9 protein-coding genes are annotated in these 10,204 nt (G+C 71.4%); 5 read left to right on the top strand and 4 right to left on the bottom strand.

Annotation, left to right across the window (positions count from 1 at the left end):
- Positions 1 to 663 (bottom strand): SDR family oxidoreductase (locus tag VNW53_RS12405; protein WP_325555982.1); only part of this gene is annotated, 663 nt, incomplete at its 3' end.
- Between the two features lie 63 nt (positions 664 to 726).
- On the opposite strand from VNW53_RS12405, the gene VNW53_RS12400 reads away from it, so the two are divergent.
- Positions 727 to 2,739, top strand: coding sequence for a TonB-dependent receptor (locus tag VNW53_RS12400; protein ID WP_325555981.1), 2,013 nt, complete (start codon positions 727 to 729; stop codon positions 2,737 to 2,739).
- On the opposite strand, the gene VNW53_RS12395 is transcribed toward VNW53_RS12400, so the two are convergent.
- Genes VNW53_RS12395 through VNW53_RS12385 form a run of 3 tightly spaced genes read right to left on the bottom strand, consistent with a single transcriptional unit; the run spans position 2,736 to position 5,874 of the window.
- Positions 2,736 to 3,554: an arylamine N-acetyltransferase family protein gene (locus tag VNW53_RS12395; protein ID WP_325555980.1), complete on the bottom strand. Its 819-nt coding sequence runs from the start codon at positions 3,552 to 3,554 to the stop codon at positions 2,736 to 2,738. The two genes, VNW53_RS12400 and VNW53_RS12395, sit on opposite strands and share 4 nt — an antisense overlap.
- Positions 3,555 to 3,560: 6 nt before the next feature.
- Positions 3,561 to 4,778, bottom strand: coding sequence for an LLM class flavin-dependent oxidoreductase (locus tag VNW53_RS12390; RefSeq protein WP_325555979.1), 1,218 nt, complete (start codon positions 4,776 to 4,778; stop codon positions 3,561 to 3,563).
- A gap of 55 nt (positions 4,779 to 4,833) precedes the next feature.
- Entirely contained in the window at positions 4,834 to 5,874 is a 1,041-nt protein-coding gene (locus VNW53_RS12385) for a DNA topoisomerase IB (protein WP_325555978.1), read from the bottom strand.
- A gap of 67 nt (positions 5,875 to 5,941) precedes the next feature.
- Between VNW53_RS12385 and rlmJ the strand changes: the two genes are divergently transcribed.
- From rlmJ to VNW53_RS12365, 4 genes are all read left to right on the top strand, one after another.
- Positions 5,942 to 6,763, top strand: coding sequence for a 23S rRNA (adenine(2030)-N(6))-methyltransferase RlmJ (gene rlmJ / locus VNW53_RS12380; RefSeq protein WP_325555977.1), 822 nt, complete (start codon positions 5,942 to 5,944; stop codon positions 6,761 to 6,763).
- A 119-nt stretch (positions 6,764 to 6,882) separates the two neighbouring features.
- A complete protein-coding gene (locus VNW53_RS12375) occupies positions 6,883 to 7,431 on the top strand; it encodes a hypothetical protein (RefSeq protein WP_325555976.1) in 549 nt (182 codons plus the stop codon).
- Positions 7,432 to 7,500: 69 nt separating this feature from the next.
- Positions 7,501 to 8,061 (top strand): sugar transferase, encoded by a 561-nt coding sequence (locus VNW53_RS12370; RefSeq protein WP_325555975.1) that lies wholly within the window; start codon positions 7,501 to 7,503, stop codon positions 8,059 to 8,061.
- A 58-nt stretch (positions 8,062 to 8,119) separates the two neighbouring features.
- Positions 8,120 to 10,192 carry an AsmA family protein gene (locus tag VNW53_RS12365; protein WP_325555974.1) on the top strand — a complete coding sequence of 691 codons (2,073 nt, stop codon included), beginning with the start codon at positions 8,120 to 8,122 and terminating at the stop codon, positions 10,190 to 10,192.
- Positions 10,193 to 10,204 lie beyond the last annotated feature (12 nt).

Here is a 10,204-nt window from a genome sequence, read left to right as displayed (position 1 = left end):
CACGTGCCGGGGATCGAACGTGGGCTCGGCGGCCAGCGAGCCGTCGGCCTGCCGGACGCCCTCGCTCATCGCCCGGGTCATCTCGGTGGCCGCGTTGCCGATGTCGATCTGGCCGCAGGCGATGCCGTAGGCCCGGCCGTCGAGCGAGGCCGAGCGCGTCAGGCCGGTGATGGCGTGCTTGGTGGCGGTGTAGGCGACCGAGCGCGGCCGGGGGACATGGGCCGAGATCGAGCCGTTGTTGATGATCCGCCCGCCGCGCGGGTCCTGGTCCTTCATCTGGCGGAAGGCGGCCTGGGTGCAGAGGAAGGCCCCGGTCAGGTTGATGTCCACGACCCGCTTCCAGTGGTCGAACGACAGATCCTCCAGGGGCACGGGCGGTGCGCCGGTCCCGGCGTTGTTGAACAGCAGGTCCAGCCGGCCGAAACGGGCCTGGCTGGCCTGGAACAGGGCGGCGACGGAGGCTGGATCGGCGACATCGGCCGCGCAGGGCAGGGCGCGGGCGGTTGCGTCTCCAGCCGTCTGCGCCGTTTCCTCCAGCAACTCGGCGCGGCGGCCGGCCAGCGTCACCGACCAACCCGCGGCGAGTAGCGCCAGGGACACAGCCCGACCGATCCCGGACCCGGCGCCGGTGACAATGGCGACCTTGGCTGTTGCGCTCTCCATCGGCGCTGATTAGCGCTAACCATCGCGAATGCCCAGGATCGCGATCCGGGAGGAAGAGCCGAAATGGCCGTCGATACGCCCCCGCCGCCCGCGACCGTCGAGGTCGTGGTGGTCTATCCGCCGAAGCTGCCGCCGCTGGGAGGGGACGCCGCGTTCAGCGCGGTGCAGGTGGGTTCCGATATTCTGAAGGCGACGCCGCGGCTGGACCAGGCGCTGGAGAGCGCGCCCGGCGTCTCGCTGTTCCGCCGCACGACCTCGCTGTCGGCCAATCCGACGACCCAGGGCGTGTCGCTGCGGGCCATCGCCGGCTCCGGCGCCGGCCGCGCCCTGGTGACCCTGGACGGGGCGCCGGTGAACGACCCGTTCGGCGGCTGGGTGATCTGGACGGCGCTGCCGTCGGAGGGCCTGGACGGGGCGACCATCGTGCGCGGCGCGGGCGCCGGGCCCTATGGCGCAGGCGCGCTCACCGGGGTCATCGCGCTGCACGAGCGCGGCGCACGCGACGGCCTGGGCGCGGTGGACGTCTCGGCGGGCGAGCGCAACAGCTATCGCGCCGCGGTCTCCGGCGGCACGCAGAGCGTGCTGGTCACCGTTTCCGGCGAGAGCACCGACGGTTACACCCCGGTGCGCGGCAAGACCGCCGGGGCGGCCGACACCCCGCTCGACCTGGAAGATTCCAACGCCGCCGTCCGGGTGCAGCACGACTTCAACGGCGTCCAGGCCGCCGCCAGGGCGGAGGTGTTCGAGGAACGCCGCGGCGCGGGCCTGCTGGGCGCGCGCTCCAAGGCGACGGGCGCGGCGGAGACCCTCACCCTGGCGCAACCGGCCGGCGAAGGGGTCGGCGGCTGGAGGCTGCAGGCCTGGGCGCGGACCAGCGACCTGGCCAACACCTCGGTCTCGGTCGCCGCCAACCGGGCCACCACCACGCCGGCCAACAACGAGTTCTCCACCCCGGCGCAGGGCTATGGCGTCAACGCCGCCCTGCAGGGCCATTGGGGCGTGGCCACCTGGGAGTTCGGCGCCGACGCGCGCTGGGCGATGGGCACGGAGCACGAGCTCTTCAAGTTCGCAAACGGCGCCTACACCATGGGCCGCGACGCCGGCGGCCAGACCTTCGTCGGGGGCGTCTATCTGGAGAGCGCCTACGACCAGGGGCCCTGGCTGGTGACCGGCGGGGCGCGGATCGACGAGTGGACGTCCAAGGACGCGCGGCGGCATGAGTTCGTGCTGGCCACCGGCGCCACCACCTTGAACAGCCCGTCGCCGGACGCCTCGGGGACGGTGCCCACGGGGCGGATCGGGGTGCGCTACACCGTCGACCCGGATCTCTGGGTGCGCACGGCGGCCTACGCCGGTTTCCGGGCCCCGACGCTGAACGAACTGCACCGCCCGTTCCGGGTCGGCAACGACGTGACCGAGTCCAATCCCCTGTTGCGGCCGGAGAAGCTCTACGGCGTCGAGGCGGGCCTGGGCGGCGACAGCTTTTTCACCTGGCAGGCGACCGTCTTCTACAATCAGCTCAAGGACCCGATCACCAACGTCACCCTGGGCGTGGGTCCGGGCGTGATTCCCAGCCTTCCGCTGGCGGGCTTCATTCCGGCGGGCGGCACGCTTCGCCAGCGCCAGAACGCCGGCGAGATCGACGCCTGGGGCGTCGAGGCCGACGCCAACGGCGATGTGACCCCGGTGCTCTCCTGGCGTGCGGCCCTGGCCTACACCCACGCCCGGGTCGACGGCGGCGCAAGCGCCCCGCAGCTCACGGGCCTGCGCCCCGCCCAGACACCTGAATGGACGGTGACCGGCGGCCTGGACTGGCGGCCGATAGAGAAGCTGACCATCTCCAACAGCCTGCGCTACACCTCGACCCAGTACGACGACGACCAGAACACCCGCCGTCTGCCGCCGGGCGCCGAGTGGGACGCCCGCGGCGCCTGGAGCCTTGGGCCCGGCGAGGAGGTCTATGTCGCCGTCGACAACCTGGCCGACGCGCACATTTCGACGGGCAAGACCGCGGACTTCACCGACAGTTGGTCCGAGCCGCGCACCTTCCGGGTCGGGTTCAGCTACCGCCGCTAGGCTTCGGCGTCGGCCGCCATCGCCCGCTCGTGGCGGTCGAGCAGGCTGGGCCACAGGGCCGCGGTCTCCGGCAGGTCGAGGCCGAAGTCGGCGGCCAGGACCGCGACCAGCTCGTCGGCGGATTGCATGACGGTCTTCTCGACCCGGTCCGGCGTCACACGGTGCAGCGTACGGTCGACGATCTGCAGGGCTTCCTCGCGGCGGAACCGGTGGACGATCAGGTGCTGCACGAAGATCGACTCCGGGGCGCTTTGCAGCCAGTCGCACTTGGCGGCGAGCATTGCCGGGTCGGCCGGGGCCAGCCGGAAATCGAACGAGGGCGCGCCGAAGTTCGGGTGGTTGTGGAACCGCCACCAGCCATCGTCCGCCCCTTCGAGCCTGAAATCATAGCCTGAGATCGACACAGGGCCGGCGGCCAGCCGATAGGGTTCCAGCGTCCCGCCGCCCAGTCCCACGTCCGCGATCCAGGGCTGGCCCGCGACGTCGACCAGCAGCACCAGATGGTTGCCCGTGGCGCTGTCGCCCGCGACCGCGCGCATGACGCCGCCCGCCAGCCGGGTGACCTTGAAGCCGATCGCTCCCAGGGCCGCGCCGAGCACGCCGTTCATCTCGTAGCACCAGCCCCCGCGGCGGCGGGTCACCAGCTTGTCGAAGGCCGCGGCGGGATCGGGCGTCACCCGCCGGCCAAGCTGGACGTCGAGGTTCTCGTAGGGAATGGCGGCCAGGTGGGCGCGATGCAGGGCGCGCAGGGTCGCGAGGTCGGGCCGCGCCTGGCCGGAAAACCCGATGCGTTCGAGATAGGCGGCAAGTTCCATCGCGCGCTAGTCGGCCTTCGGCGGCGCGGCGGCGCCGGTGATCAGGGCGACGATCTCGGGCCGGATGTTGTCCGGGCCCTTCTCCATCATGTGCTGGACGATCCGCGCGCCCACGGCGCCGCGCACCTGGGTCGTGAACTCCTCCTTGTTGTCCTTCACCCAGGACATGGAGGCGTGGCGGTTGTCGTTGAGGTTCTGGAAGTGCGGGAACACATAGCGGGCCATCAGCTCGTAGGAGTGCTTCGTCGCGCCCCAGTTGGCCCAGTTGTGGGCCATCAGCAGGAAGGCGCCGAAGCCGCCGCCGCTCTCGTCCCACAACTGCTGGAGCCGGGCGATGGCGTCGTCGGGGGTTCCGATCACCGCCAGGCCGGTGTCGACCATGGCCTTCACCGGGTCCGGCCCCTCGGGCACGATCGGCAGGTTGGCGATCTCGCGGAAGTAGAAGATCCACTTGTCGAGGCCAAAGCGGACGTCCTCCATCGCCTGCTCGCGGGTTTCGGCGATGTGCATGGGCCCGACCAGCCGCCAGCCGTTGCGGTCCATGACGTGGCCGTGCTCGGCCGCCTGCTCGGTGGCGATGGCCCAGTTGGAGGCGAGCGCGTTGAAGCCCGCCGTCGAGGTGGCGCCGAGCGACAGGAGGCCCAGGCCGTGCTGGCCGGCGGCCCGTGCGCCGGTGGGCGACACCTGGCTGGCCACCGCGATCTCCACCGAGGGCCGCGAATAGGGCGTCATCTGCAGGCGCGCCTTGTCGAGTTCGAACCAGTCGGACTTGTGGGTGACCTCCTCGCCGCGCAGCAGGCGCACGATGACGCCCAGCGCCTCGTCCATGCGGTCGCGCTGCTTGGCGACCGGGATGCCCATCATGAAGGCGTCGGAGACCAGGGCGCCGGGGCCCGCGCCGAACATCACCCGTCCGCGGGTCATGTGGTCGAGCTGGTTGATGCGGTCGGCCAGCATCAACGGGTGGTGATAGGGCAGGGACGAGACGCCGGTGCCCAGGCGGATGTGCTTGGTCCGCTCCGCGGCCGCGGCGATGAACACCTCGGGGCTGGCGATCAACTCGTAGGCGGCGGAGTGATGCTCGCCGATCCAGGCCTCGTCGAAACCCAGCCGGTCCATCCATTCCACGAGCTCCAGGTCCCGCTGGATCGCCAGCGTCGGGTTCTCGTCGATCGGATGGAACGGCGCGATGAAGGCGCCGAAGCGCAGGCGCTGGGGCAGCATGGGTCTTCTCTCCCGGTGTTCGCCCGCGACCTTAGGCGGGGGACGCCGGGGAAGGCTAGGCGGCCTTGGCCTTCGCCCGCTCCAGGAAGGTCAGCAACGCCAGTTCGAAGGCGCGGTCGCCGGCGGCCGGCTTCAGCGGCAGGTCCCCGGCCTCATAGGCCTCGAGCACCAAGGGATGGATGTAGGCCGCCCGGCAGACGGCGGGCGTGTTGCCCAGGACGCCGGCGACGGCCTTCACGCAGGCGACAACGTTCTTCCTGCTCTCGCCCGCGCCGGCGCATTCCGGCAGGCCGACAAGGGCGCGGGCGGCGGCCAGGGTCCCGGCCCAGGTGCGGAAGTCCTTGGCCGAGAAGTCCTCGCCTAGCGCGTCGCGGAGGTAGGCGTTGACGTCGGCGGACTCCACCGAATGCCGCTGTCCGTCGTCGTCCAGGTACTGGAACAGCCGCTGACCGGGCAGGTCCTGGCAGGCCTTGAGGATCCGCGCGAGCCGGCGGTCGCTGAAGCCGGTGCGGTGGACCTTGCCGCTCTTGCCCCGGAACTCGAACACCGCCTGGGTGGCGCCGATCCTGGCGTGGCGGTGGCGCAGGGTGGTCAGGCCGAAGCTCTTGTTGGTCTTGGCGTATTCCTCGTTGCCGACGCGGATCAGGGTGATCTCCATGACCCGGACCACGGCCGCCAGCACCTTCTCGCGGGGCAGGCCGTGGCGGGCGAGGTCGCGGTCGACCTGTTTCCGCAGCCGGGGCAGGGCGCGGCCAAAGGCGATCAGGCGGTCGTACTTGTGGGCGTCGCGCACGTGGCGCCAGCGCTCGTGGTAGCGGTACTGCTTGCGGCCCCTCACGTCGCGGCCGGTGGCCTGGATGTGGCCGCGCTCGGTCGGCGCGATCCAGACGTCGGTCCATGCCGGCGGGATCGCCAGCTTGCGGATGCGGTCGAGGGTGGCCTCGGCGGCGATCGTCTGGCCGTCGGGATCGACGTAGTTGAAGCCGTGCCCCGCCTTCCGCCGCCGGATACCTGGGTCGAGGTCGCTGACGTAGGTCAGATGCGCCGCCTGCAGGTCGGCGGCGGGAACAATCTGGTCCGGCAAGTCCCTGGCCATGCGACGCCTCCACTCCGGCAGCGCCAACGTGGTATGCGCGGGCGCGGTTCCTGCGAGGCCAAAGCCCTTGAACTATCGACACGCCTTCCACGCCGGGAACTTCGCCGACCTGGTGAAACACGCCGCCCTCCTGCAGCTCCTGGCGCGCCTGACGCGGGAGCCGGGTCCGCTGAGCGTCATCGACACCCACGCCGGGCGCGGCCTCTACGACCTGGCCGGTCCCGAGGCGGTGAAGTCGGGCGAGGCGCAGGCGGGAATCGTGCGGCTGATGGCTGCGAAGGACGCGCCGCCGGAGTTCGCGCCGCTGACCGCGGCGGTGCGCAAGCTGAACGGCGCGGGGCTGCCCCGCCGCTATCCGGGCTCGCCCTGGCTGATCGCCGAAGCCCTGCGCCCCGGCGACAGCTACCTGGCCTGCGAACTGCGGCCCGATGAGCACGCAGCCCTCCAGGAGCGGATGCGGGGAAAGCGCGGAGTGCGCACCCTGCTGGCCGACGGCTATGAGGCCGCGGTCGCCCAGACGCCGGCCTCGGGCCGCGCCCTGGTGCTGATCGATCCGCCGTTCGAGCGGGCGGACGACTACGCCCGCACTGTCGAGACCCTGGCGGGCGTGCGCCGTCGCAACCGTCAGGCCATGGCCCTGGTCTGGCTGCCGTTGAAGGACCTGGAGACCTTCGACGGCTTTCTGCGCGATCTGGAGGACGCCGCGCCCGGCCCCCTGCGGGTGGCCGAGACCCGGATGCGGCCGCTCACCGACCCCCTGAAGATGAACGGCTGCGCCCTGGTCCTGCTGGACGCGCCGGGCGATATGGCAGGGGTTCTGGAGGCGATCTGCGGCTGGACGGCGGGGACCCTGGGGTCGGGCGGCGGGGCGCAGGTCTACGGGCTCTGAGGCGCAGGCGCCCATCCGGGCGGCGCCCGATCACAAATCGGTATTTCACCGATCTTCCGCACTTGCGAGATCGCGCGTCGTGATATGTTGCGGCGCACAATCCGCTGCAGGAGACCGCCATGTCCTTCGCCCCCGAAACCGACAGCCTTGCGAAGCCGCAAACCCTGATGCGCGTGCCCGTGGGCCTGGCCTCGCCGCTCTGGGGCCTGTTCGCCGGCGTGGCCGTCGGCGGCGCGACCTGGTGGTGGATGACCCGCTGGGCGCGTCCGGCGAATCTGGAGGCGATGTTCGGGGCCGCCACGAAGTTCGAGACCGCCATGGAGACGGAAACGGCCGCGCTGGAGGCTCCGCCGATCGAGGCCGCGGAACCGGTGGTCGAGACCCTGCCCGAGCCCATCGCCGCGGTCGCCGCCGAACCGGTGGTCGAGGCCGCGCCGGAGCCGGTGGAGGAGCCTGCGCCCGCGCCGGTCCTCGAAGCCCAGGCCGAAGTTGCGCCGGAGCGGGAGCCCATGGACGGGGAGGCCGCGCCGATCTCCCCGGTGCTGGAAACCCTCGCGCCGGAACCGGCCGAGCCTGCGGTTGTCGATGCGGCCCCTGCGGAGGCCTTCGCCGAACCTGCGGCTGCGCCCAAGGCGAAGAAGAAGGCGGCCGCGCCCAAGGCGGACTGACAGGCGCCGCGGCTTTGCTTACAACCGGCTGCGCCGCGGTCTTGCGCGGCCTAGGCGGCGGGAGCGGCGTTGAAGCGGGCCCTGGATATCGCGGGCGGATTGGCGGGCCTGGTCCTGCTGTCGCCGTTGCTGGCGGGCTTGGCCCTGGCCGTGCGGCTGGAAAGCCCGGGGCCGGCGCTGCACTGGTCGCGCCGCGTGGGGCGGAAGAACCGCATCTTCGCCATGCCCAAGTTCCGCACCATGCGCACCGGCGCCCCGGACGTAGCGACGCACCTGCTGGCCGACCCCGAGCAATGGGTGACGCCGCTGGGCCGGTTCCTGCGCCGCACAAGCCTCGACGAGCTGCCGCAGCTATGGAGCGTGCTGAAGGGCGACATGAGCCTGGTGGGTCCGCGGCCCGCGCTGTTCAACCAGGACGACCTCGTGGCGCTCCGCACGGCGGCCGGCGTCGACGCCCTGCGCCCGGGCCTGACCGGCTGGGCCCAGATCAACGGCCGCGACGAGCTGCCGATTCCGGAGAAGGCCCGACTGGACCGCGAATATCTGGAACGGATGTCGCTGGCCTTCGATCTGCGTATCCTCGCCGCGACGGCGGTTTCCGCCCTGTCCGGGCGGGGCGTCACCCACTAGGCGGCGCCTAATCGACCGTCGTGCGTTTGAGCAGGTCTGGGCGCCGCGGAGCGAAATATTGACCACTGACACCGCCACGACACCCAACGAGGGTGGGCGCGACGACACAGCGTCGGGCGCGCGCAGGCCGCGCCGCACGCTCTATTGGACCGGAGGGGCCTTCCTCGCGCTGGCGGCGGCAGCCGCGATCCTGGCCGCCATCTGGGACTGGAACTGGTTCCGCGGGCCGGTGGCGGCGATCGCCTCGGCGCGGATCCATCGGCAGGTGAGCATCGACGGGAACCTGCGTGTGCACCTGTGGTCCTGGCAACCCAGCGCCACGGTCGAGAAGGTGCGCATCGCCAATCCGGCGTGGGCGGGCAAGGCCGACCTCGCCGACATCGACCGGATCGCCGTGCAACTCCGCCTGCTGCCCCTGTTGGGCGGCCACCTGGACCTGCGCCTGCTGGAGTTCGACCAGCCCAGGGCGGCGCTCTACCGGGACACCGAGGGTCGGGCGACCTGGGACTTCTCCGACGGGGCCAAGCCGGACGCGCCGCTGCGCCTGCCGCCGGTGCGCAAGTTCGTCATCGACGGAGGCCGGCTCGACTACCGCGACGAAAAGCGCAAGCTCAGCTTCAGCGGCACAGTCGACGCCAAGGAGCAACTCGGCGCCGCCAACCGCGGTTTCCAGATGACCGGCCACGGCGAACTTAACGCCCAGCCGTTCAACCTGCAGGTCACCGGCGGCCCGCTGCTGAACATCGACCGCAACAAGGCCTATCCGTTCGACGCCGACATCCGCGCGGGCCAGACCTATGTGACGGCGAGGGGCGCGGTGCCCAAGCCCTTCGACCTCAGCCAGTTCTACATGGACGTGACCAGCCGCGGCCCGGACCTGTCGGACCTCTATGGCCTGACCGGCGTGCCGCTGCCGAACACGCCACCCTACAGCCTGCACGCCCGGCTTTCGCGCGACGTCCACCTGTGGAAGCTGGACGGCATCGGCGGCAAGGTGGGCAGCAGCGACCTCAGCGGTTCGCTGTCGGTGCGCACCGGCGACAAGCGGCCGTTCCTGACCGCGGACCTGCGCTCGCAGAGCCTCGATTTCCCCGACCTGGGCGCCCTGTTCGGCGGATCGCGCAAGGTCGGCAAGATCGCCTCGCCGACCCAGGTCGCCGTCGCGCAGAAGATGCAGGCCGAGGCGCGGATCTTCCCGGACGCCACCCTGAACTTCGAGCGCATCCGCGCCCTCGACGCCGACGTGACCTACAAGGCGGCCTCGATCACCGACGCGCCGATCCATCTGAAGTCCGGCTCGACCCGGGTGAAGCTGAAGGATGGGATCCTCCGCGCCGAACCCCTCGACCTCGACCTTCCGCAGGGGAGGGTGCAGGGCTTCGTCCAACTCGACGGACGGAAGAACGACGCGATCACGGACCTGGACCTTCGCCTGGTCAACGCCCGGCTGGAGAGCCTCCTGCCGGTGAAGTTCCAGGGCGCGCCCCCGGTGGTGGGGACGGTCGCCGGCCGGGCCCGGCTGCATGGCAGCGGCGACTCCGTGCATGACGCGATGGCCGACGCCAACGGCGAGGTGATGTTCGTGGCGCCGGGCGGCGAGATCCGCCAGTCGCTCGCCGAACTGGCCGGCGTCGATGTGATCAAGGGCCTTGGCCTGCTGTTCGCCAAGAATCAGACGACCACGCCGCTGCGCTGCGGAATCCTCCACTTCAACGCCAAGGGCGGCGTGCTCAACGCCGACCGCCTGATCGTCGACACCGGCCCGGTGCTGATCGACGGCGACGGCACGGTCAATCTCGACACCGAACACCTGCAGTTCCGGGTCCAGGGCCATCCGAAGAAGTTCCAGCTCGTGCGGCTGTTCGCCCCGATCACCGTCAGCGGCCCGATGCTGTCCCCCAAGATCGGCGTCGAAAAGGGCCGCGCCATCGCCCAGGGCGGCGTGGCGCTCGCCTTGGGCGCGCTGCTCTCCCCGGTTGCGATCCTGCTGCCGTTCGTCGACGCCGGCCTCGCCAAGGACGCCAACTGCGCGAGCCTGATGGCCGAGGGCAAGGCGCAAGGCGCGCCGGTGAAGTCCGCCGCGCCGGGCCTGCAGACGGCGCAGCAGGGCGCGAAGACGCCCGCGCGTTGACGCCGCCGGTGC

Source organism: Phenylobacterium sp. (assembly GCF_035569475.1).
Lineage (GTDB): Bacteria > Pseudomonadota > Alphaproteobacteria > Caulobacterales > Caulobacteraceae > Phenylobacterium.
The sequence above is the reverse complement of the archived record's forward strand: the minus strand, read 5'-3'. Positions and strand labels throughout refer to the sequence as shown.